General features: G+C 60.8%; 20 protein-coding genes and 3 pseudogenes. 11 read left to right on the top strand and 12 right to left on the bottom strand.

The window, feature by feature from the left end; genetic code table 11:
- Positions 1 to 39 precede the first annotated feature (39 nt).
- The 3 genes and pseudogenes from P0D96_RS31920 to P0D96_RS31910 form a co-directional block, all read right to left on the bottom strand.
- A complete protein-coding gene (locus P0D96_RS31920; RefSeq protein WP_408317458.1) occupies positions 40 to 792 on the bottom strand; it encodes an SDR family NAD(P)-dependent oxidoreductase in 753 nt (250 codons plus the stop codon).
- 20 nt (positions 793 to 812) lie between these two features.
- The gene (locus tag P0D96_RS31915) at positions 813 to 1,556 is read right to left on the bottom strand and encodes an SDR family oxidoreductase (RefSeq protein ID WP_408317457.1); all 744 of its coding nucleotides are present in this window, start codon (positions 1,554 to 1,556) and stop codon (positions 813 to 815) included.
- 231 nt (positions 1,557 to 1,787) lie between these two features.
- Positions 1,788 to 2,349, bottom strand: a pseudogene (locus P0D96_RS31910) (DDE-type integrase/transposase/recombinase).
- Between P0D96_RS31910 and P0D96_RS31905 the strand changes: the two are divergent.
- A pseudogene (locus P0D96_RS31905) lies at positions 2,343 to 2,991 on the top strand (transposase); the annotation flags it as partial. The pseudogenes P0D96_RS31910 and P0D96_RS31905 overlap by 7 nt on opposite strands.
- Positions 2,992 to 3,393: 402 nt before the next feature.
- On the opposite strand, the gene P0D96_RS31900 reads toward P0D96_RS31905, so the two are convergent.
- Positions 3,394 to 3,609, bottom strand: coding sequence for a hypothetical protein (locus P0D96_RS31900; RefSeq protein WP_408317455.1), 216 nt, complete (start codon positions 3,607 to 3,609; stop codon positions 3,394 to 3,396).
- 519 nt (positions 3,610 to 4,128) lie between these two features.
- Here P0D96_RS31900 and oxlT point away from each other — a divergent pair.
- The gene (gene oxlT, locus P0D96_RS31895; RefSeq protein WP_408317453.1) at positions 4,129 to 5,466 is read left to right on the top strand and encodes an oxalate/formate MFS antiporter; all 1,338 of its coding nucleotides are present in this window, start codon (positions 4,129 to 4,131) and stop codon (positions 5,464 to 5,466) included.
- Positions 5,467 to 5,577: 111 nt separating this feature from the next.
- A pseudogene (locus P0D96_RS31890) lies at positions 5,578 to 5,793 on the top strand (IS5/IS1182 family transposase); the annotation flags it as partial.
- Between the two features lie 57 nt (positions 5,794 to 5,850).
- Here the strand turns inward: P0D96_RS31890 and P0D96_RS31885 are convergent.
- Positions 5,851 to 6,069, bottom strand: coding sequence for a hypothetical protein (locus P0D96_RS31885; RefSeq protein WP_408317451.1), 219 nt, complete (start codon positions 6,067 to 6,069; stop codon positions 5,851 to 5,853).
- Between the two features lie 27 nt (positions 6,070 to 6,096).
- Between P0D96_RS31885 and P0D96_RS31880 the strand changes: the two genes are divergently transcribed.
- Entirely contained in the window at positions 6,097 to 6,693 is a 597-nt protein-coding gene (locus tag P0D96_RS31880; RefSeq protein ID WP_408317450.1) for a nitroreductase family protein, read from the top strand.
- 46 nt (positions 6,694 to 6,739) lie between these two features.
- On the opposite strand, the gene P0D96_RS31875 is transcribed toward P0D96_RS31880, so the two are convergent.
- Genes P0D96_RS31875 through P0D96_RS31850 form a run of 6 tightly spaced genes read right to left on the bottom strand, consistent with a single transcriptional unit; the run spans position 6,740 to position 12,436 of the window.
- Positions 6,740 to 7,057 (bottom strand): 4Fe-4S binding protein, encoded by a 318-nt coding sequence (locus P0D96_RS31875; RefSeq protein ID WP_408317448.1) that lies wholly within the window; start codon positions 7,055 to 7,057, stop codon positions 6,740 to 6,742.
- The gene (locus P0D96_RS31870; protein WP_408317446.1) at positions 7,054 to 8,703 is read right to left on the bottom strand and encodes an FAD-dependent oxidoreductase; all 1,650 of its coding nucleotides are present in this window, start codon (positions 8,701 to 8,703) and stop codon (positions 7,054 to 7,056) included. The genes P0D96_RS31875 and P0D96_RS31870 overlap by 4 nt, the downstream gene beginning before the upstream one ends.
- A 50-nt stretch (positions 8,704 to 8,753) precedes the next feature.
- Complete coding sequence (locus tag P0D96_RS31865; RefSeq protein WP_408317444.1) at positions 8,754 to 9,566, bottom strand: ABC transporter permease; 813 nt, start codon at positions 9,564 to 9,566, stop codon at positions 8,754 to 8,756.
- A gap of 20 nt (positions 9,567 to 9,586) precedes the next feature.
- A complete protein-coding gene (locus P0D96_RS31860; RefSeq protein WP_408317442.1) occupies positions 9,587 to 10,387 on the bottom strand; it encodes an ABC transporter ATP-binding protein in 801 nt (266 codons plus the stop codon).
- Positions 10,388 to 10,421: 34 nt separating this feature from the next.
- A complete protein-coding gene (locus P0D96_RS31855) occupies positions 10,422 to 11,459 on the bottom strand; it encodes an ABC transporter substrate-binding protein (RefSeq protein ID WP_408317440.1) in 1,038 nt (345 codons plus the stop codon).
- 44 nt (positions 11,460 to 11,503) lie between these two features.
- A complete protein-coding gene (locus tag P0D96_RS31850; RefSeq protein WP_408179693.1) occupies positions 11,504 to 12,436 on the bottom strand; it encodes a TauD/TfdA dioxygenase family protein in 933 nt (310 codons plus the stop codon).
- A 539-nt stretch (positions 12,437 to 12,975) separates the two neighbouring features.
- Here P0D96_RS31850 and P0D96_RS31845 point away from each other — a divergent pair.
- The 4 genes from P0D96_RS31845 to P0D96_RS31830 are packed head-to-tail and all read left to right on the top strand — an operon-like array spanning position 12,976 to position 16,855.
- Entirely contained in the window at positions 12,976 to 13,815 is an 840-nt protein-coding gene (locus tag P0D96_RS31845; RefSeq protein WP_408317438.1) for an ABC transporter permease subunit, read from the top strand.
- Positions 13,812 to 14,558: an ABC transporter ATP-binding protein gene (locus P0D96_RS31840; protein ID WP_408317436.1), complete on the top strand. Its 747-nt coding sequence runs from the start codon at positions 13,812 to 13,814 to the stop codon at positions 14,556 to 14,558. The genes P0D96_RS31845 and P0D96_RS31840 overlap by 4 nt, the downstream gene beginning before the upstream one ends.
- 35 nt (positions 14,559 to 14,593) lie before the next feature.
- A complete protein-coding gene (locus tag P0D96_RS31835; RefSeq protein WP_408317434.1) occupies positions 14,594 to 15,598 on the top strand; it encodes an NrtA/SsuA/CpmA family ABC transporter substrate-binding protein in 1,005 nt (334 codons plus the stop codon).
- A 9-nt stretch (positions 15,599 to 15,607) separates the two neighbouring features.
- A complete protein-coding gene (locus tag P0D96_RS31830; protein WP_408317432.1) occupies positions 15,608 to 16,855 on the top strand; it encodes an acyl-CoA dehydrogenase family protein in 1,248 nt (415 codons plus the stop codon).
- 66 nt (positions 16,856 to 16,921) lie between these two features.
- Here the strand turns inward: P0D96_RS31830 and P0D96_RS31825 are convergent, their stop codons facing one another.
- The gene (locus tag P0D96_RS31825; RefSeq protein WP_408317430.1) at positions 16,922 to 17,983 is read right to left on the bottom strand and encodes an LLM class flavin-dependent oxidoreductase; all 1,062 of its coding nucleotides are present in this window, start codon (positions 17,981 to 17,983) and stop codon (positions 16,922 to 16,924) included.
- A gap of 293 nt (positions 17,984 to 18,276) precedes the next feature.
- On the opposite strand from P0D96_RS31825, the gene P0D96_RS31820 reads away from it, so the two are divergent.
- The 3 genes from P0D96_RS31820 to P0D96_RS31810 all read left to right on the top strand — a co-directional run bounded on the left by P0D96_RS31820 (position 18,277) and on the right by P0D96_RS31810 (position 21,217).
- On the top strand, positions 18,277 to 18,729 hold the full coding sequence (locus P0D96_RS31820; RefSeq protein ID WP_408317428.1) for a helix-turn-helix transcriptional regulator: 453 nt from the start codon (positions 18,277 to 18,279) through the stop codon (positions 18,727 to 18,729).
- A 2-nt stretch (positions 18,730 to 18,731) separates the two neighbouring features.
- On the top strand, positions 18,732 to 20,063 hold the full coding sequence (locus P0D96_RS31815; protein WP_408317426.1) for a type II toxin-antitoxin system HipA family toxin: 1,332 nt from the start codon (positions 18,732 to 18,734) through the stop codon (positions 20,061 to 20,063).
- Positions 20,064 to 20,554: 491 nt separating this feature from the next.
- Entirely contained in the window at positions 20,555 to 21,217 is a 663-nt protein-coding gene (locus tag P0D96_RS31810) for a (2Fe-2S)-binding protein (protein ID WP_408317424.1), read from the top strand.
- Positions 21,218 to 21,227: the final 10 nt, after the last annotated feature.

The following is a 21,227-nucleotide window of genomic DNA, read 5'->3' as shown; positions in this document are numbered from 1 at the left end:
GCGGCGAACCCGTGCTTATCCCCGTGTGCGTATTGGTGCTTACATCAACACCTGGCCGCCATCGACCACCAAGGTCTGCCCGGTGATCCAACCCGCGTGCGAGCTGGCGAGAAACAGCACCGCATTCGCGACCTCTGCGGGCGTCCCGAGCCGGCCGAACGGAACCGAACGCAGTATCCGCTCATATAGCTCGGGATCGGAAGTCTTGCGCTGTTCCCACGATCCACCGGGAAACTCGATCGAGCCGGGCGCAACCGAGTTGACACGGATCCGGTCCGGCGCGAGCGTCAATGCATGGGAGGCCGTGTAGTGTACGACCGCTGCCTTGATCGCCGCGTAAGACTGGGTGCGTGTCGACGGACGCAGCGCTGAGATGGACGTCACATTGACGATGGCGGCGTTGGCCGACTGCCGCAGGAATGGAAGCGCGGCATGACCCGCTCGCACCGTTGCCATGAGGTCGACCTGGATGCCGGCCTCCCAGCCGGCTTCGGTATCCCCACCTCCGAAACCGGACGCGTTGTTAATCAAAATGTCGATACCGCCGAGCGCGTTGCCGGCCATCGCAATGTAAGCGGTGATCGCCTCGCCGTCAGCGAGATCGCAAGGTGCGGTATGGACCGGACGGTCATAGACGGCCAGTTCGGCCTCCACCGCTTTCAATCCTTCCAGGTTGCGTGCACAGACGGACACGGCGGCGCCTGCCTGCGCGAACCCGAGCGCGATGCTGCGGCCGATACCGCGCGAGCCCCCCGCGACGACGACACGTTTACCGTTGAAATCGAAACCCATGTTTTTGCCCTCCAGGACAGCTAAACCAGCACGTGACCGCCGTCGACAACAATGACTTGCCCTGTGCTGAAGCCCTGCTGCATCAGGTAAAGATACGTTTGCGCGACGTCGCTCGCCTCCCCAACCCGCCGTACCGGCATCTTCCCGGAGATATGGTCGTAGAGACTCTCGCGATCGGCTTTGCTCATGTTGTCCCACAGCGCGGTACGCAAGACGCCAGGTGCCACGGCATTCACACGGAGCGGTGCAAGCTCGACGGCTAGTGTCCGTGTGAGTGATTCAATCGCCCCCAGGATACTGGCCGGGATTGCCCACGTAGGCAGTGGACGCGACGAGGCCACTCCGCTCGTAAGGGTGATGGAGCCGTTCGCGCGAATGAGCGGGGCTGCATATTTGACGGCCTTGAGCGCCCCCCAATAGCGCACCTCGAAGGCCCGCTGCGCGGCTTCGATGTCGAGTTCAGCAAGGGTTTGCAGGAACAACGACTCCCCGGCGGTGTAGACGAGGTGGTCTAGCTCACCGATGCGTGCAAAAAACGCGCGCACTTGCCCCTCGTCGGTAAAGTCGAGTGACTCGCCGCGCGTGCCTCGAGGTAGGCGCTCAAGTGCGGCAGCGACGCGCTCCGGCCTGCTCGAGGCGATGATGACTTCGGCTCCGGAACGCGCCGCAGCTTCGGCTACGGCAAAGCCAATTCCTGACGTGCCCCCGGCCACAACGACCCGGCTTTGTTGAAGAGTAATGCTGGTAGATTGGCTGTTTCCCATGCTTGAAGTTTCCGTGAGAGAGCGGTCCACGCGGTGGCGTCCAGCGTAACGCAGCATGTACTGCTGAACCACAGATCGACGCGCTACCGCGGCCGCGTCCGAGTGTACGGGATTTGTGGAAATCGCGTTGAAGGCGCCGCGCGAGAGTACATTTGAGTACATTTTTCGGGAGCTTCGCATTCGGTGGACCAAGGTGACGTGAGCCTTGTCACCGCGACGGCGCGCATTGGCTCAGAAGGCTGTAGACGGATCTTGGGTGAGTTCGGAAAAGCGATGCCACGTAGCAAATCGCAAGGCCAACTGTTTGCGAAAAGTAAAGTAGCAGATGTCGCCTGATGGCGAATGCTGCGGATCGGGCCTTGGCTCGAGAGAAAAGTCTGAGTGCGTTCAGGCTTTCGAAATCCATGCATGCGACGCTCGCGTGCGCGCGTCGGCTGATGGCTATTTTTCGCGCGATTATTCATTCGTGCGGAGGCTTTCAAAAACACATGATTAACGTGCATCAACTCGGGGACCTCCGCCAATCGCGGCGCGATAGCTGCGAAGCTGGTCTGTCACGATCTTGCGCGGTACTTCGCGGCACGAGGCGAGTACGCGTTCGAAGAAGCGCTTCGGTACAGCCTTGTCGCGACGTTGTTGCAGCAGGAGATCGAGTTCGGCGCCTTGTTGATTTCACGCGATGCGCAAAACTCGCGCCAAACTCATCACACCAGCGGCGAATCGTTTCGAAGCTGACGACCACACCGCGTTCGAACGGCAGTTCTTCGATATCGCGTAGGCTAAAGTGAATCAACCATGACGATAATTGACCCGGTAGAGCGGCAGCATGATCTCAAACCTCGACGTCTTGCAGACGACACCGCGTGTAGCTCAGCAGCGATGCTCGCGTGGATGATCGAAGAGAAGGGGATTGCACCGCATATTCGGGTCTGGGAGAAAACGACGCGCAAGGACAATACATTGTCTAGCAGCAAGTTTCAGTGGGATGAACAGGCCGATGAATATCGCTGCCCCACCGGGCACGCACTACGCAGTGATCGTCGTAAATTCAGAAATCCGCGCTCGCCAGTCACGATGGCTGACACGATCATCTATCGGGCAAGCCAGCTCGACTGCGAGAGCTGTTGGATGAAAGATCGCTGCTGTCCGAACACACCCATTCCGCAAGATCGCCCGCTGCATCCATGAAGCTGCGCGTGACGAAACGAGGCGTATTGCGAAGGCGTCTGAATACAACCGCTCTTGCCGTGAGCGAAAGAACGTGGAAATGATCTTCGCTCATCTCAAACGCATTCTGAAGCTCGACCGTCTCCGATTGCGAGGTCCAAGCGGTGCCCATGATGAGTTCCCGATGGTAGCGACTGCGCAAAATTTGCGAAGATTGACCAGGTGGCTCCTGGCAGGAAGCAAGCAGATGAACCAGGCAGTTGCATGACGAGCAACGGGAACCGTTGCTTCGTTCAAGTCGCCGCTTCGCCGATCGCCACAACTCGAAAACGTTCTGCCAACTCCTGCATCTCCGACCACAATTCGACATTTTTCCAATGTGAGGGACTTCCCCATCTTGAGGCAACGTTCAGGTCGCATGGCATCGAGTGCCAGGATTGAGGTGTCAGCCATCAATCTGAACAGGAGGGGAAGTCATGGACCGCCTTGCTACGGTCGGCATCGACCTCACAAAGAATGTGTTCGCGCACCCTGCAAGTCACGTAAGTTTCCGTTCCACTGGAGCAGGTATGAGCTGCCACCCAACAGCTATTCAGCATCCTCGATAGCGGCCGTTCGTAGTCGTTCAACATCACTGCATGTTGCCCGTAATTCCACGTCGCGGAGCCACTCACACTGCGCGCCGCACGGTGGCCAACGTTGCTGCTGTGCCAAGCGTCAGGATCTGGGCGTCGCGCTCGTCGCGTTCATCGCGATTGGCAAATGCGACGACCGAGCGCGTGCCGTCATGAGCGATGAAGCGAAGGACGTAAGGGCGAATTGCAGATATCGGTGAGGACTGTGAAGCGCATGAGACACGAACCCGTGCGAGTGCGGCTAACGACATGATGACTTCCAATCGGACAGCGAGACAACCGGGCGCCCTGCTTCTGAAGATCCAGCTGCGGCACCGCCGCAACCACTACGCCGTTCTCCGCAGAAACCTTAGCTTCGGCGACCAATGGTTGTTGCACGGTTGCCCGTTTCCACGCGCCAACCTCGCTCACTCTCTCGACGCATCGACGTCGAGGAGCATCCAAATTTCTTTCAAATAAAAAACTAACATTACTTTTAGCTTTCATATATAAAGGCAAAGCATGTTGCGAACAGCCTTGTCTCGCTCCATGTCCTCGGCCCGCCGGCATTGCCAGCGGGCCTTTTTTTCGCAGCGAAATAATGTCGGCGCTTACATACAGGCAGCTTTCATATTAAGAATTACGTGGTGATAACCCCAATAATTCTTTCACTTGACTTACTTGATATATCACATACTGTATGGGGTGGATCACCGGTTATCGTGCCGGTGGCGGGCGGAGAAGCCACCTTGGCCCCGCAAACATCAGGCAGCAAGACCTAGGAGACAGTTATGAGCGCGGATCTACAGGGAGGGGCGTCGTCGTGGAGGGCGTCGCCGTGGGTGCAACTCGTATTTGGTGTGATTTGCATGGCAATGATCGCGAACATGCAGTACGGCTGGACGTTGTTCGTGAATCCAATCAATGAGAAATACCAATGGGGTCGCACGGCGATCCAGGTTGCATTCACCATCTTCGTGGTGACGGAAACGTGGCTCGTGCCGATCGAAGGTTATCTCGTTGACAAGTACGGTCCGCGTCCCGTCGTGGTCGTCGGCGGCCTGCTCTGCGCAGCGGCATGGGCGCTCAACTCGGTGGCGTCGTCGTTGCAGCTGCTGTATATCGCGGCCGCCATTGGTGGCGTCGGCGCGGGCGCAGTGTACGGCACCTGTGTGGGCAACGCGTTGAAGTGGTTTCCCAATCGTCGCGGGCTCGCTGCGGGCATAACCGCGGCCGGCTTCGGCGCAGGCTCGGCGGCCACCGTCGTGCCGATTGCCAGCATGATCAAGAGCAGCGGCTATGAAGCCACGTTCCTCTGGTTCGGTCTTGGCCAGGGCATCATCGTTTTTATACTCGGTCTCGCGCTGCTCGCGCCGCCGGCCACTCTGCTCGCGTCGGCGAAGAGCGCGGTGCAACGCGTGGTCTACAACGCGACGCCACGCGAAGTGATTAGTTCACCGGTGTTCTGGGTCATGTACCTGATGTTCGTGATGATGGCTGCGGGCGGCCTGATGGCGACCGCGCAGCTCGGACCGATCGCAAAAGACTTCGGTCTGCACGATTCGCCGGTTTCACTGCTCGGATTGACCTTGCCCGCACTGACCTTCGCGCTGACTATCGACCGCGTGTTGAATGGTCTGACCCGGCCGTTCTTCGGCTGGATCTCGGACCGCATCGGCCGGGAAAATACGATGTTCATCGCGTTCGCCATCGAGGCGGTCGGTATTCTGGCGCTGTCGAAGTACGGTCAAAGCCCGGTTGCGTTTGTCCTGCTCACCGGCATCGTGTTCTTTGCATGGGGCGAAATCTACAGCTTGTTCCCCGCCACTTGCGGCGACACGTACGGACCGAAATTCGCCGCCACTAACGCGGGGCTGTTGTATACGGCGAAGGGAACGGCCGCGCTGCTGGTGCCATTTACCAGCGTCGTCACGGCGATGACGGGCAGCTGGCACGCGGTGTTCATGCTCGCGTCCGGAATGGCCGCAGTGGCGGCACTGCTCGCCCTATTCGTGCTGAAGCCGATGCGTCGCGCCTATGCGGAACAGCACGCTACGCCGGCTCTGGAGATGCCGTACGGTCCAACGTTCGTCAGTGACTCGGCTCGAGTTTCGGCCGACGGCGGATAATCGGCGAGACAGTTGAGCGGTTCCCGGTCGACTGTGAGCGCGAGGTTCCGGGCAGTCCCTTCCTGGTCCTGAACCACGATGATTTCCGTATCCGATCTCGGAGGGAGAGAGATGACGCGGTTCGTTCACGGCGGCAGCCGTCCGCGAAGTTTTCTCCTTCCTGATGCACTCGACGACTACGTAACGGATACGAATCGCGTGCGTGTCGTCGATGTATTTGTAGATGAGCTGGATTTTCGGCAGCTAGGGACGGAGGGCAGCGAGCCTGCGCTCATATACCGTCCTTCGTACCACCCCGAGGTGACGCTCAAGATCCATATCTACGGTTAGCTCAACCGCATTCAATCCAGTCGCCGGCTCGAACGTGAAGCGCCGCGCACCGCGCTATTCAAACCCAAAAAGCTCCACCGGATTGTCGATCAGCAACAGCCGTCGTGCTGCTTCGACATGCACGATATCGGCAATCAGATCGACCAGATCGCCATCGTAGTCGAATGGATGAGGGAATAACGTTGCGAGAATAAATCGGTTCAGTCGCGCAGTGCGCTCGGATAAAGTGGTTTGACCTCGCCTCGGCAACCTCTGCCTATCAGGCCCGACCATAGAATTTCTTCTCCACAGGACCAGCCCATGACGACATCGAATTCACGCACCGCCGAACATGTAATCGACCGCCAATTCCTCGACCGCTGGTCGCCGCGCGCTTTCCGTTCCGATCCCATTCCCGAGGCAACCCTGCTGACGCTTCTGGAAGCGGCCCGCTGGGCACCCTCCTCCTATAACTCCCAACCCTGGCGGTTCGTCTATGCACGACGCGATACGCCTCATTGGGAACAATTCGTCGGGTTCCTTAACGAATTCAATCAGAGCTGGGCGAGACACGCTGCGGCCATTATCATCGTGCTGTCGAAGAACACGTTCACGCCACCCGGCGGCGCAACTGAAGTCCCCGCTCCCACTCATTCGTTCGATACCGGCGCCGCGTGGGGCTATCTGGCGCTCCAGGCCAGTCTCTCCGGATGGCATGCGCACGGGCTTGCCGGCATCGAACGCAAAAAGATCCGCCAGGCGCTCGCGGTCCCGGACGCCTATTCGATCGATGCCGCCATCGCGATCGGCCGCGCGGGCGACAAGTCATCACTGCCGGAGGCATTGCAGGCGCGCGAAGTACAGAGCCAGCGCAATCCGCTGTCCGCCATTGCGTCAGAAGGGCGACTCGCGCTCTGACGAGAGGATTCAGCGAGGCGAGCATGAAGGCCCGCCTCGTCGAATTTCAATGCGCCCGAATCAGCAACTCGTAGCTCGCGTCCTGGCTCGCGGTCGACTGCCGTTCGCGGCCCCAGCCGATGGCCTGCCGATATTGCCCGAACACTGTGTCAACGGCCTCGCCGGCCGGCATCGGCTCGACCTGCGGCGCCACGAACAGCGCGTCTTCAGGGCAATACAGCTCGCACATGAAGCAGGTCTGGCAATCGCTCTGACGGGCAATACGCGGCGCGCCATTTTGCACGATGTCGAACACATTGGTGGGGCACGCGCGCACACAGATGTTGCAACCGGTGCAGCGCCCGCTGTCGACGATTTCGATCATGCCGGCACCCCTTCGACTTTCGCTACTGGCCGCGACACGGCCAGTCTGTCGATCCAGACTTCATCCAGCCCGCCGCTCAACAAACGCTGCCCCTGCGATGGGTCGAGCGCGGCGTGCTCGCGGCGCCGATGCATTCCACGCGTCTCGGTGCGCTGCTGCGCGCTGCGATACATCCAGCGCGAGGTGGCCAGCATCGCTGCCGCCTCGCGCGCGCGCACGGCCTCCAGCGCGCTTCGCGCCGGCGCGGCGCCGCGCACGCGATGCCACAGCGCATCGAGTCGTGAGAGCGAGTCGTCGAGCAGATCGCCCTCGCGGGTCCAGTTGCGCTGCGTCGGAAACACCTCGTGCTGCACGCTGCGAATCACCTCGTTGCTGTCGTACGGCGCCGCGCCGCCGCCGTCGCGCAGCCCTGCGCCGCCCGCTCGCAGTACCCGGCCCTGACGGCCGGCGCGGCCACCTGAACGGGCGTAGTCCGCCGCGCCCGCGCCGGCCCAGAAACCGGACGCCATCGCCCACGCCGCGTTATGGCTGCCACCGCCGGTAAAGCCGCCGCAGATCAGCTCGCGCGTGGCTGCGTCGCCGGCGGCATACAGCCCCTCGGCGGAAGTCGCGCACGTCTTATCGATCAGATGGAGGCCGCCGGTTCCACGCACCGTTCCTTCCAGACGTAGCGTGACCGGGAAATGCTGCGTGAAGGGGTCGATGCCGAGCCGGTCGAATGGCAGGAAAAAGTTCGGCTGCGCCGTGCGCATCCATGCGCGAATCTGTTCGTCGGCGCGATCGAGGCAGGCAAACACGGGCTCGCTCTGCAACGTTTGCGCTATCACGCCACGCCCGTGCGACGACCCCGCGCCCGGAATCACGGAACCGTCCCGGTAGTAGAACGTCGCCCAGTTATAGAACAGCGATTTCGTTACCGATGAAAACGCCGGTCCAAGCCCATACGCATTCGAAAACTCCATGCCCGATAGCGCCGCCCCTACTTCGGCGGCCATCAACTGGCCGTCGCCGGTGAGCACGTTGCAACCGAGCGCATTGCTGAGAAACGCGCAGCCGCCCGTCGCGATCACGACCGCGCCCGAGCGCACGATCCACGCGTCGCCGGCCTGGCGATCGACGCCGGCCGCGCCGGCCACCGCGCCGTGCTCGTCGACCAGCAGTTCCAGCGCCGGGCTGTGATCGAGTATGCGGACGCCGGCTTCCTTGGCGCGCTTGCGCATCAGGCGCATGTACTCGGGTCCCTGCAACGACGTGCGTCGTTGTTCGCCGGATTCATCGACGGGGAACGGATAGCCCCACTCGGCCAGTTGCTGCGCATTGATCCAGGTCTGCTCGAGCACGCGATCCATCCAGGTCTGTTCGGCGAGTTCTCCGCCCAGCTTGAAGCGACTTGCCTTCGCGTTGCCGCGCGCGTCGCCGTCGGGCGGCACGTACCAGACGCCTGTGCCGGCCGGCGCGGTCGCGCCCGAGGTGCCGCAAAACCCTTTGTCCGCCAGCACCACCCGCGCGCCGCGCGCGGCCGCGCTGATCGCCGCCCATGCGCCCGCCGGACCGCCGCCGATCACGAGGACGTCGGTATCGTGCCGCAACGCATTGTCCGCGGCCGTCACTGAAGGCCGGCCATGTTTTCCCGCACCGTCCGTCATGAAGGAGATTCCCTTAGATGATGTGCCGACTGCTTGAAGAAGCTGAACGCTCAACGTTCGCCTTGCCAGGCCGTCAGCCGCCGTTCCGCCAACATGACGGCGTGATTGAACACGAGACCGAGTAACGCGAGCGTGACGATGCCGGCGTACATCTTCGGAATCTCGAACGTGAACTGCGAATAGTTGACGAGGTAGCCGAGGCCCGCCTTCGCGCCCACCATCTCAGCCGCGATCAGCACGAGGATGGAATACGCACCGGCGACGCGAATGCCCGTGAAGACAGTCGGCACCGACGCCGGCAGCACGACCTTGCGGAATAGCTGCAACGGGGTCAGCCCCATCGAGAGCGCGGAGCGGATCAGCAATGGATCGACATTGCGCACGCCGCTCACGGTATTGAGTACGACAGGCCAGATGCAGGAGTACACGACCATCGAGACCTTCGAGGTCTCGCCCATGCCCAACACCAGCACAAAGACAGGAAGCAGCGCGAGCGGCGCGGTATTGCGAAACAACTCGAGCAGCGGATTGAGAACCTCGGCAAGCGTCCGGTACCAGCCGATGACAAGTCCCAGTGGCACACCGACGGCCACCGCAATCGCAAAGCCACCCACGGCCCGCGTCGCGCTTGCAAACAGATGATCGGAGAGCTCGCCTGAACGCACCATCTCGAACAGCGCGCCGAGCACGGTCGAAAACGGCGGCAAAAACGTCGCATCGACCCATCCTGCGCGCGGCAGAATCTCCCACAGCGCACAGAAGGCGACGATCGCGACGCCGCCACGCAGCACGCGCGGCAATGCAGTTACGACACCAGAAGCAAGCGAATTCGCCGACGAGAATCGTGTCGATAAGGTACTCATCACTCAGACTCCCTCCTGTATCAAGCCGCGTGTGCAACCGCGAGGCGCGAAGTCGCCCGGCGCTGATGCGTCAATTGCCAGATCTCGTGTCTGAGCCGAACGAATTCCGGCGTCGAGCGCAAGTCCTCGGAGAGGTCACCGCGCGCCAGATGCACATCGAGCGCATGGGTGATGCGACCGGGCGCGGCCGCCATCACGAGAACCCGTTGACCGAGATAGATCGCCTCGTCGATTGAGTGCGTGATGAATACGACGGTCGTGCCGGTGCGCTGCCAGATGCGCAGCAGTTCGTCCTGCAAGGTCTCGCGTGTCTGCGCATCGAGCGCGGCGAACGGCTCGTCCATCAGCAGCACGGCCGGCTCGAAAGAGAGCGCGCGAGCAATCGCGACGCGCTGCTTCATGCCTCCGGATAGCTCATGCGGATAGCGGTCGCCGAACCCGCCGAGGCCGACCAGTTCAAGGAAAGAACGGGCACGCCCGGCGCGCTCCGCTTTAGCAACGCCTTTCGCCTCCAGACCGAACTCGATGTTGCCGAGCGCCGTCTTCCACGGAAAGAGCGCGTATTGCTGGAACACGATGCCGCGATCGAGCCCCGGCCCTTCAATCGCCTGGCGGTCGACGAGTATCTGCCCGCGATCCGGCTTCGCGAGGCCTGCGATCAGATCCAGCAAGGTCGTCTTGCCGCAGCCGCTCGGGCCGACCAGCGTAATGAACTCGCCCGCCTGCACAGTGAAGGACACGTCCTCCAGCACGCTGAAGTGTCCGCGTCGCTTGAGATGAAACCCCTTCGTGACATTGCGCACGCCGATTGCAGCACCCATATTCGCGGGCCTCGTGATTCCATGCAGTGGCCGCCTAATGCGCCGCCACTGACTGGTTGAACGGATTGAACTGGTTCGAATAGATGTTTTCGGGCCTCACCTGTTCGGGCTTCAACACACCATTCTTCACATACCAGTCGATGTACGTCGTGAAGTCGTTGGCGTCGATCAGGCCGCCCTTGCCTCCCACACCGGCCGATTTCCAGTAGTTGACGATCGAAGTGTCTTCATTGCGATGCCGCGTCTCCACGATCTTCTTCAGACGGGCGACCACTTCCGCACGCGGCGTGTTCTTCGCCCATTCGATCGCGCGGGCCGTTCCGTCGACGAATTTGCGCACCGTATTCGGGTTCTGCGCGATGAAGCGATCCGTGAACAGATAGCTCGCGTAGCCGAACGAGCCGAACAGCTGATAGTCGGTGGTGAGCAACGTCGCGCCGCCGTCCGCGAGCAGCTTGTCTTTGATGATGTCTTCGAGGAACACCGCATCCAGTTGCTTCTGCCTGAGCAACTGTGCGAGATTGACCGGCGGCGCCGCGACGAACACCACCTTCTGGATCTCTTCTTTGGACAGACCTGCCTTCTCGAGATACGCGGTCACCAGATACTGCTCGTAAGCGCCCGGCGTGTTCACGCCGACCTTGCGGCCGATCAGGTCACGCGCACTGTGGATCGGACTGCCTTGAAGCACGAACAGTCCACCATTGGTCTCCTTGTCGGTACCAACGTAGGAAATCACCGCCTTGACCGGCGCATGCGCCGCCACCAGTTTGACGATCGAACCGTTGAACGCACCGCCGAAGTCGACGTCGCCGGTAACCGCCGCCTGGATATCCTGCGGTCCGCTGATCGTATTGCCCACCCATTTGAGTTTGATCGGCGCAAGGTAGCCGAGGTCTTCGGCGAGTTCGGGATACAACACCTTGCTGGCCCACCCCTGATAGCGCAGTTCGAGCTTCTCAGGGGTTTGCGCCAACGCCGGGCTTGCTGAAGCCGCGACGCCCGCGGCGAGCGCCGACAGATAAAACAGGCGCGCAACACGATGCCGTAAGTCACGTGCGGTTTGCTTCATGCTTCGATCTCCGTGATCCGACGAGGAAGGCGTGCGTGCGCGGTTCAGAACACGCCGTCGTGTTCCAGCGTGATGCGATGAATACGCCGGCGCGCCGAGCCGTAGTCTCGCGCCGCGTAATGTTGGACCTGACGGTTATCCCAGATCGCGACATCGCCGGCACGCCATTCGAAGCGGGCTTGTACTTCCGGCGTCTTGATGAGGTCGTAGAGATAGTTCAGCAGACTCTGGCTTGCCGTTTTCGATACGCCGAGCAGATGGCTGGTATGCCCTTCATTGACGAACACCAGCTTGCGGCCGTTCTCCGGATGCGTCTTGATGACTGGCACTTCAATGGGCGGATATTTTTGCGCGGCATCGCGCACGCGTGCCAACCCGGCCTCCACACTCTGCTCGCTCGTGCCTTCGGGAATGTCGTAACCGCTCAGCAGATCGGACAGCGCGTTCTTCTTGGGCGACGCAAAGAACGTGTTCACCGCTTTCAGCTTCTCGAAGTAGCGGGCCAGATCGGGATCCAGCAAGTCGTAGACTGCCGCCGACGAGGTCCAGATCGTGTCGCCGCCGCCCCCCTCAGGAATCTCCTGCGCGTGGAGGACGGTGGCCTTCGGCGGCTGCGGTTGCCATGAAACATCCACGTGCCAGTTGTCGGTGCCGCCGGACTGGGTTTTATCGCTGTGGGCGATGACTTCGATCTCCGGGAACCCCGCGACGGCCGGCAGATAGATATTCTTGCGAATGGGCGTGCCGAAGATGCGCGCAAGCGTGACGTGCTGTTCTGGCGTAAGCGTCTGCTCGCGAAAAAAGATCACGCCGTGATCGACCAGTGCCTGCCTCACCGTTTGTTGGTTCTCATCGCTGAGCGGCTGCGACAGGTCGACGTTCTCGATCACTGCGCCGATCAGCGGCTTGTAGCGGCGTACGCGAAGTTCCTGGTGAACGGTGGATGGCGATTGCTGGCGGTCGAGCACTGTACTCATGACGTCCTCCTTGGGGTCGATGGCGTAATTCATGAAAGCAGCATCGATGCGGCATCGGCAACCAACGATTCAGCTCATGCTTATGCGTTGTCGGGCGATTCGATTAGTCGCCGTCGCGGCAAAAAAAGTCCACCAGAGAAGCGCTTTGGTTCGAATAAAAGCTTATTTCTAAGCCCGCTTGTGTTTGCCTATAGTCGAAGGTCGGGTCGTTGCTCCGCAAGACGTCGATTCTGGACGGGCGATCCGTCGTTCGCCCCATTGCTGTCAATACACGCCGATTGCATTCGGGCGACGCTGCCGTGAAGCAACGCGCTGAAACTGCAAAGCAAAGCATAAAAAACTGTTTGTCATTGCGATGTCAAACGGCCTTTAATAACAGGCTCGCCTTCGTGACATGCCGAAGTTGACCAATGTCTGCCCCCGCATCGGGGTATCGCTGAAGTAGCAATCGTGTGTCAGGACTCGTCTCCGCATGGCGGGTTGATTTGTACCGGCTCCATATCGGAGCACTCTTTTTTCATGGCTGATATGGAACCGACATGGCTGACTTAACTTCTTCTCGCAACAGCTATGTCTCTTCGAAACGAATGCGTGCAGGTGTTTCGAGAGGTGCGCTTTATAGTTGGCTCTCCTGGATTGTTCCAGTTCTGGTCCTGGTGCTTTGGGAGGCTGCGGCGCGTATTGGACTGATTGCGCCTCAGGTGCTCCCGGCTCCAAGCAGTGTCGCGGAAACCGCATTGGATCTGACCAGAAACGGCGATCTTTTCGTTCACCTCGGCGTCTCGCTTCTGCGTGCAATGGCGGGCTTCCTCATTGGGGGAATCATCGGCCTCGCGCTTGGCATCATGGTCGGCTTCTCACCGCTGGCACAGGCCCTTTTCGACCGTTCGATCCAGATGGTGCGCGCGGTCCCTTTCCTTGCGATGCTGCCGCTCGTCATCGTCTGGTTCGGTGTGGGCGAGGTTGCGAAAATTTTCCTTGTCGCGCTCGCGGTCCTGTTCCCCATCTATATCAACACCATGCTTGGCATCCGCCAGATCGATCCGAAGCTGATGGAGCTCGCCAAGGTTATCGGGCTGAACTGGACCGCGATCGTGCGACGGATCATTCTGCCCGGAGCGATGCCGTCGATCCTCACGGGCGTACGTTATGCGCTCGCTCATGCCTGGCTCGCGCTGGTCATCGCCGAAACACTCGCGACCACAAAGGGCATCGGCTTCCTCGCAATGGATGCCCGCGAATTCCTCCAAACCAATGTCATTTTGCTGACCATGATCATCTACGCGATCATCGGCGTCGTAGCGGACGCGCTGGTACGGGTGCTTGAAACCCATTTCCTCTCATGGCACGCGAATTACGCCAAAGGAGAGCAAAAGTGAGCCAAAGCATCGCACTGCCCCGTGGTTCCGAAGTATCGGCACTCGTCAACGAAGATCGCGTCAGTCAGTCCGCGCTGGGCGTATCGGTACGTGGCCTGCGGCGCTGCTATGGCACGCGTGTCGTCATCGATGCACTGGATCTTGATATCCACCAAGGCGAATTCGTCGCGCTGCTGGGTGAAAGCGGGTGCGGGAAGACCACCCTGCTGCGCGCGCTGGCAGGCCTCGATCTGCCCGACGCTGGGCAGATCCGCGCGCCCGAGCGTCCTTCCGTCGTGTTCCAGGAGCCTCGTCTACTGCCTTGGGCTAGGCTGTGGGAGAACGTCGCTCTAGGTCATGAAACCACTGTCGGCCGAGCCGGCGCGGCTCGTGCCCTGGCCGAAGTCGGGCTTTCCAGCCGGGAGAACGACTGGCCCCGCAATCTCTCAGGCGGTCAGGCGCAACGCGTCGCGTTGGCGCGGGGCCTCGTTCGCGATCCCGCCCTTCTGCTGCTGGACGAACCGTTTGCGGCGCTCGACGCGCTCACGCGGATCAAGATGCACGGTCTCGTCAAGGAGCTCGTTGCCCGCCACCACCCGGGCGTGCTGCTCGTGACGCATGACGTCGACGAAGCGCTCACGCTCGCCGACAGGATTCTCGTCATGCGCACTGGGCGCATCGCTGCTTCTTTCCGACCCAAGAACCACACGCCACAGGAACTGCGGTCCACGCTGCTCGCAGAACTGGGCGTTCTGTCTCACTGATCGATTTCCTGCACGACTCCAAGGACCTGACAAGGATGAATGATTCTTCACTGAGCCGCCGCCAACTATTGCGCGCGGCGGGTGGCCTGCTGGCCGGCGCCGCCGCCAGCAGCCTGTTCCCAGCGCGGGCAGCCGAGCCGCGCAAGCTGACACGCAACACCGATACGGTTCGCATCGGCTGGGGGTACGGCAGCCTGCCGGACATTGCCAAGCAACGTGGCGTGTTCGAAAAGACGCTCGCCGCAAAAGGCATCAAGGTCGAATGGATCGGTCCGTTCCCGAACCATGCGCCGTCAATTCAGGCAGTGGTCGGCGGCAGTGCGGATTTCGGCTTCTGGGGATCGACTACGCCTGCATTGGCCGCCATGCTGGCCGGCTCACCTATCGTCTTCAATGCGTTCGACGTCTATTCCCCACGCTCGACTGCCATCATCGTGAAGAAATCGAGCGGCATCAACTCGGTCGCCGATCTGGCGGGCCGCAAAGTTGCCATCAACCGTTCGGGGCTTGGCGAATTCCTGCTCATTGCAGCCCTGGAAAAGAACCACATTGACCGCGACAAGGTCGAGTTCGTTTATCTGAATCCGCCCGATGCCGCGCCCGCGTTCGCGCAAGGCAAGGTCGACGCCTGGTCGATGTGGTCGCCGGCGGTGGATATCGCGCGTAATTCGAACGACGCCAAGGACATCTTCAACGAGGGACGCGACCTCGATTTCCTGATTGACTACAGTTCGCTGGTAACGCGTCGCAAATTCACCGAAGAGAACTCCGAACTGATTCGCGCGGTAATCGACGCGTACTACGTCGAAGGCTCCTGGCAGTCGACGCATTCCACCGAAGCCGAGCAGCTCGCACAGGGAGAAGCCAAATACCCGAACCAGGTGCGCGACTATCTGGCGAGCCTGAAGCGTGTGAATCAATTCCACGAACCCGACGACGCCGCTTTCATCGCGCAGCTTCAACGGGCAGCCGACTGGCTCGCGGAACGCAAGATCATCCGCTCGCGGATCAAGGTCGCGGATTACAGCATCAAGGTTTGATGGAGCACCATGACCACGCCTGAAACCACGATCGTCGACAGCGGCCGGCCCCAGCTTGTCTCGCCACTGTCCGCAAGCCTCGGCTTCTCGGAGGCCATCGCCGATATCGCATCGACTGCGGCAGAGCGGGAACTGACACATCGTCTGCCGTACGATGAGATCGCGAAGCTCAAGGCGCTAGGGGTCGGTGCGCTACGCCTGCCGACCGATGCGGGAGGGCAAGGTTTGTCGTTGACCGAGCTCTTCTTCGTAGCTCGCGATCTTGCTGCGGCCGATTCCAATATAGCCCATGCTTTTCGTAACCATCTGTGGCAAGTCGAAGCCTCGCTTAGACAACGAGACCACCCTTTCCATGCGCATGTCCTCGACCTGACCAGGCAGAACAAGACCGTCGGGCTCAGTTTTACCGACAGCGACGCGGTGGCGGCGGGCGCTCGTCCGAGCCGGGTCCTGAGCAGGCTCGAATGGGACGAAACACGGCATGCCTACATCGGCTCGGGCGAGAAAGTTTATGCGACGGGCAACCTCTACAACGACGCATTCATCGGCGTTGCTGTGGAAAGCCGTGCGGGCCGGACTGTGCAATACGTGCTCGACCGAGGCGAAGGGGTCAGCGATCACGACGACTGGCAGGGATTCGGCCAGCGCCTGACAGGCTCGGGCACGGCGGCCTTTCGCGCCGTGATCGTGCCCGCCACCCATGTTTACCCGCCGGATTCGCCGAAGCCTGAAGAAGCCGCGCCGTGGGGATACACCTTTCATCAGGTCTATCTGACCAACTGCATCGCTGGCGTCGTGCGGCGCATCGTACTGGACGCTGTAGAGGTTCTGCGCGCGCGGGGGCGCAACTTCTATCATGGCGAAGCCGCGCATCCTACCGAAGAGCCTGTACTGCAGTCGTTGCTCGGTCGTATGCGCGCATATGCGGCCAGCACCGAGGCGACTGTAGACCGCGCTGTCGGAGCGCTGCAACGAGCCTGGGACAGCTATGGCACGAGCGACGAATATGAGACTACGCTTGCCGCCACGCTCTCGGCGGCAGAGGCCAAGGTGGTGACCGACGATCTCGCCCCGCAGATCGCCAGTTGGCTGATCGACCTCGGGTCAGGCTCGGTCGTCTCGCGCGTGGGCGCTCTGGACCGGCACTGGCGCAACATCAAGGTCATTGCCTCGCACAATCCGCGGCTTTACAAGGAGCGCCTGCTCGGGCAGAACTTGCTGACTGGGCGTCTTCCGCCCACAGGCGCGTTCTTCTGATCACGAACCACGTCGTACCTGGCTTCAGGTGCGACCCTTGATTGACTCCAACCCGATATTCCGCATTCAGGCGGAAAGGAGACGCCGAACGCGCGGCGCCACCTCTTCCGCAAAGCGCTGCATATCGGCCTCGAAGGGCTGGAACTGCAGCATGAACAGTTCAATTCCCGCGCGGTGAAACTCGGCAATACGGCGCGCGACCGTATCGTAATCGCCAACGAGCCTTGCGGCCGTGCCCCCGTTCGAACCGACGCGTGGCGACTGTGCGAACGTCTGGATCATCACCACGTTCGGATCGATATTGGCTTTCTGCCGATCCCTCAGCGGTTTGTCCAGCTCGGCCAGCGCGAACAGATGTTCGAGGTGAGCCTCTGCCTGCGCCTGTGTTTCGCGTGCGATCACGAACGCCGACAGGCCGAAACGCAAAGCGTCCTGCCCGACGGGGCGCGCGCGAGCGGATACGTCGGCGATCAGGCGTGCGACGTCGTCGTGCGGTTGACCATTGATGAACCACACGTCGCCGTGCGCCGCCACCAGTGCGCGCGCCGGCTCCGACTCACCACCGACGTAGATCCGCGGACGTGCGCGAAACGGATCAGCGGGACGCAACTGATACCCGTCGATGTGGAAGTTATCGCCGCGGTGATTCACCACTTCGCCGCGCAGCAGCGCATCGACGACCGAGATCCATTCGCGGCCGTACACGTAGCGTTCATCATGTTCCGGAAAACCGATGCCGGCGCGTTCGAGCTCCGGACGATTCCACGCGTTCACCAGATTGATCGCAAAACGCCCGCCGCTAATGTGCTCGATTTGCTGAGCCATTTTTGCGAGCACGACCGGGTGATAGAGATAGGGCTTGATGGCCGTAATGATCTCGATGCGCGACGTGAGCGCCGCCCATGCAGCCGATGCCGTCCATGCCTCGAGCTGGTCGAGCGAGGCGTCATGCGGATTGACCGTATGCTGGGCGACGAGCACCGAGTCGTAGCCGAGGCGCTCGGCCTCGAGCACGAGCGTCTTGTTGCGTCCCCAGGAGGCGTCATACGGTTCTGCGGGATCCTGCAGCGCCGCGCGGCTACCATGCACGAGCGCCCAGATGCCGAAGCGCGGAGGTTTGGCTGACATCGCTTTGATCAACGGGAAGATACAGGTGAAGGGACGCCCATGCTACCGCTACCTGTACGCCTCGCCATCCAATTTCTATCGATATGCAATTGCCAGGAAGGCATTAGGACCCTCGTCGCGCAATGCGCGCATACAACAATGCGGACTACCCCGCGCCCCACAAGTCGACTCAACAGTCTATTTTCTGTATCTGCCATTTACAGCATATTTTCTGTATTTGTCGAATACATAATATATACTGTTTCTGTCACTCACAGACTGGTTGATGTTTTCACGACTTCCCGAGGTCACCCGTGGACTATCCCGTTAAAACCCCTCGTCAGTTGCGGCCACTTCTTGTCGGCTTCCGCAAGGCCGCCGGACTCACGCAGTCCCAGGTGGCGAGCCATTTGGGGGTCGCCCAGCAAACCTACGCCCAACTCGAGGCAAAGCCCGAATCCGCGAGCATGGATCGGCTATTCCACGTTTTGAAGTTGCTCAAGGTCGATATCGTTCTGACCCAGGTGTTGAGCTCGGCCAATCCCGAAGGCCACCAATCCGGGCGTCTGCGTATAGCGGGGCCGCCGGTCGCGGCAAAGCAGAGCGTGGCAAAAAAGCGTGCGACTACTACGGCCGCGAAGACAGCGGGGACCCGGAAGGCGGCCGCCACACCGGCGCGCGGTAGCGGGCAAGGCGCGCCGAAGCCGCCCACCCGGAAGCGAGTGGCACCAGTGACTACTGCCCCCAAGAAGCGGGAGGACTGGTAGCAATGGGCCGCCGCTCGCACGCCAAAAGCCTCAACCTCTGGATGAACGGGTTGCCAGTCGGTACCTGGGAGACCACGCGGGACGGAGAGAAACTCACCTACTTCGAAGATTGGATAGCAGACGAACAGGGACGTCCTCTATCGCTCTCGCTGCCTTTTACGGCCGGCAATCAGCCCTATCGGGGCAAGGTGGTCTCGGACTATTTCGATAACCTGCTGCCTGATAGCAGGGCTATCCGCGAGCGCATCGCAGGGCGCTACAAAACTGGCGGCACGTCGCCGTTTGAGTTGCTGGCCAAGCTTGGACGAGACTGCGTAGGCGCTACCCAGATGCTGCCTCCAGACGAAACCCCGGTGAATCTTGAGCAGATCAGCGGGCGCCCCCTCAACGAGGCGGAAATCGCGCGGCTACTGCGGGAAACAACGGCCCCGCCCGTATTGGGCCAGCATGAGCCCATCGATGACCTGCGCCTGTCCATCGCCGGCGCGCAGGAAAAGACTGCGCTTCTGTGGCACGACGACCAGTGGGCCATCCCGGAAGGCAGTACCCCGACCACGCATATCCTGAAGCTACCTCTTGGACTGGTCGGAAACATGCGCGCCGACATGCGCACGTCGGTGGAAAACGAGTGGCTGTGCTCGAAAATCGTCGCAGCGTATGGTTTGCCGATCGCCAGTTGCGACATCGCCACCTTCGAGGACCAGAAAGTGCTCGTCGTCGAGCGATTCGATCGCCGGTACGCGAGCGACGGTTCATGGATCCTGCGGCTTCCCCAGGAGGATATGTGCCAGGCGACCGGGACGTCCGCCGCCGACAAATATGAGTCAGATGGCGGGCCCGGAATCCAGAAGGTCATGGAAGTCCTGGCCGGTTCAGAACGGTCCGCGATCGATCAGCGCCATTTCTTCATGACGCAGATCGTGTTCTGGATGCTCGCCGCCACCGACGGGCACGCGAAGAATTTCAGCATCGCACACCTGAAGTCCAACCGCTATGAGGCCACGCCGATCTATGACGTTCTCTCCGCGCACCCGATCATTGGCAATGGACCGAACCTGCTTCCTGCGCGTCGGGTGAAACTGGCAATGGCGGTGCGTGGCAACAACGCTCACTATCTGATCAACGATATCCGTCGACGCCACTGGATTGCGCAGGGGCAACGAGTCACGCTTGCTCCGGCCGACGTCGAGGAGATGATCACCACCCTAACGGACATGACGGAGGATGTCGTCGCGGAGGTGAAGGCGCTGTTACCCGCCGCGTTTCCAAATGATGTGTCGGACAGGATCTTTGAGGGCCTGCGACAACAAAGCGCGAAGCTCGCCGCCCAGTAGGCCCAGATTCGCCGCCGATGTAGCGAACAAACATATCCCCAAGGAAATGTAATTTGCCGCTCCAGTATTGGGCGGCGAACTTGTGTCCGTGATTTGAGCACGGATGGGGCATGTCGACGCATGCATTGCGCACGCACAGGACCTCAGCATCCCGTGCGACGAAAATGCAATCAAAAGTCAGCATCAAGCAGTGCTGGCGCCTATCGCGATCGGCGTCGGGCCGCCGGCCTTCGGCGTGGAATCACGACGGAGTTTCGTCACGGATCTCGCGTTCAACTACATGAATGCGGGATCGAGTCGGGCTGTGTCAAAGCGTCGCGGGCGGTCGAAAAAAAAGCCATACATTGCCCACATTCGCGATGTTTCATCCAGCCGTCAGTTCGCGGCCATCTTGGCGCCACTCTAGCTTTGTATGATCAGCACAAGCGAGTGCCGAACAGCAAACGGCATCCGCATTCCATCGATCCATGGTTCAGCGGAGAATCAGATTCATGAGCAAAGAGTCTCAACAGCCCGACGCCAGCGAAGACGATGCCGAGTCGGTGCTTGAACGCCCAACGCGTCGATCGTTCCTGGCCCGCGTAGGTGCTGCCGGGGTAGCAATCGGCGCCGGACAACTTCACTCAGTTGCACTCGCGGATTCCGATGACACTAGTCTCGAAGCATCAGCAGCGTCGACCGCGAACAGCGCCAATGTGCATGTTCAACTGAATGTCAACGGTACGAACTACAACTTGGATATCGATCCTCGTACAACCCTGCTTGACTGCGTGCGAGAGCATCTACATTTGACCGGCACCAAGAAGGGTTGCGATCACGGTCAGTGCGGTGCGTGCACGGTTCATGTCGATGGCAGGCGAGTGAACTCGTGCCTGAGCCTTGCCGCCACCCACGAGGGAGAAGCGATCACAACCATTGAAGGCATCGGCAAACCCGGCGCCCTTCATCCGATGCAGGCGGCCTTCGTCGAACATGACGGCTTCCAGTGCGGGTACTGCACGTCAGGGCAGATCATGTCCGCCGTCGCGCTTCTCAAGGAGCCATACGGACACAGCGACGACGATGTCAAGGAAGCGATGAGCGGAAATATCTGCCGCTGCGGTGCCTATTCGAACATCGTGGCCGCCATCCAGCAGATTCGTCGCAAAGTTTAAGCGGAGTGCG

The organism is Paraburkholderia sp. RL17-347-BIC-D (genome assembly GCF_046027915.1).
Classification (GTDB): domain Bacteria; phylum Pseudomonadota; class Gammaproteobacteria; order Burkholderiales; family Burkholderiaceae; genus Paraburkholderia.
This window is presented reverse-complemented; position numbering and strand designations above follow the sequence as displayed.

Coding starts and splice junctions, on each gene's coding strand:
- P0D96_RS31900 (WP_408317455.1), bottom strand. CDS start 3,609: ATGTCGTTAGCCGCACTCGCACGGGTTCGTGTCTCATGCGCTTCACAG.
- P0D96_RS31810 (WP_408317424.1), top strand. CDS start 20,555: ATGAGCAAAGAGTCTCAACAGCCCGACGCCAGCGAAGACGATGCCGAG.
- P0D96_RS31835 (WP_408317434.1), top strand. CDS start 14,594: ATGAATGATTCTTCACTGAGCCGCCGCCAACTATTGCGCGCGGCGGGT.
- P0D96_RS31880 (WP_408317450.1), top strand. CDS start 6,097: ATGACGACATCGAATTCACGCACCGCCGAACATGTAATCGACCGCCAA.
- P0D96_RS31860 (WP_408317442.1), bottom strand. CDS start 10,387: ATGGGTGCTGCAATCGGCGTGCGCAATGTCACGAAGGGGTTTCATCTC.
- P0D96_RS31870 (WP_408317446.1), bottom strand. CDS start 8,703: ATGACGGACGGTGCGGGAAAACATGGCCGGCCTTCAGTGACGGCCGCG.
- oxlT (WP_408317453.1), top strand. CDS start 4,129: ATGAGCGCGGATCTACAGGGAGGGGCGTCGTCGTGGAGGGCGTCGCCG.
- P0D96_RS31830 (WP_408317432.1), top strand. CDS start 15,608: ATGACCACGCCTGAAACCACGATCGTCGACAGCGGCCGGCCCCAGCTT.
- P0D96_RS31915 (WP_408317457.1), bottom strand. CDS start 1,556: ATGGGAAACAGCCAATCTACCAGCATTACTCTTCAACAAAGCCGGGTC.
- P0D96_RS31865 (WP_408317444.1), bottom strand. CDS start 9,566: ATGAGTACCTTATCGACACGATTCTCGTCGGCGAATTCGCTTGCTTCT.
- P0D96_RS31815 (WP_408317426.1), top strand. CDS start 18,732: ATGGGCCGCCGCTCGCACGCCAAAAGCCTCAACCTCTGGATGAACGGG.
- P0D96_RS31855 (WP_408317440.1), bottom strand. CDS start 11,459: ATGAAGCAAACCGCACGTGACTTACGGCATCGTGTTGCGCGCCTGTTT.
- P0D96_RS31850 (WP_408179693.1), bottom strand. CDS start 12,436: ATGAGTACAGTGCTCGACCGCCAGCAATCGCCATCCACCGTTCACCAG.
- P0D96_RS31845 (WP_408317438.1), top strand. CDS start 12,976: ATGGCTGACTTAACTTCTTCTCGCAACAGCTATGTCTCTTCGAAACGA.
- P0D96_RS31825 (WP_408317430.1), bottom strand. CDS start 17,983: ATGTCAGCCAAACCTCCGCGCTTCGGCATCTGGGCGCTCGTGCATGGT.
- P0D96_RS31885 (WP_408317451.1), bottom strand. CDS start 6,069: ATGGTCGGGCCTGATAGGCAGAGGTTGCCGAGGCGAGGTCAAACCACT.
- P0D96_RS31875 (WP_408317448.1), bottom strand. CDS start 7,057: ATGATCGAAATCGTCGACAGCGGGCGCTGCACCGGTTGCAACATCTGT.
- P0D96_RS31920 (WP_408317458.1), bottom strand. CDS start 792: ATGGGTTTCGATTTCAACGGTAAACGTGTCGTCGTCGCGGGGGGCTCG.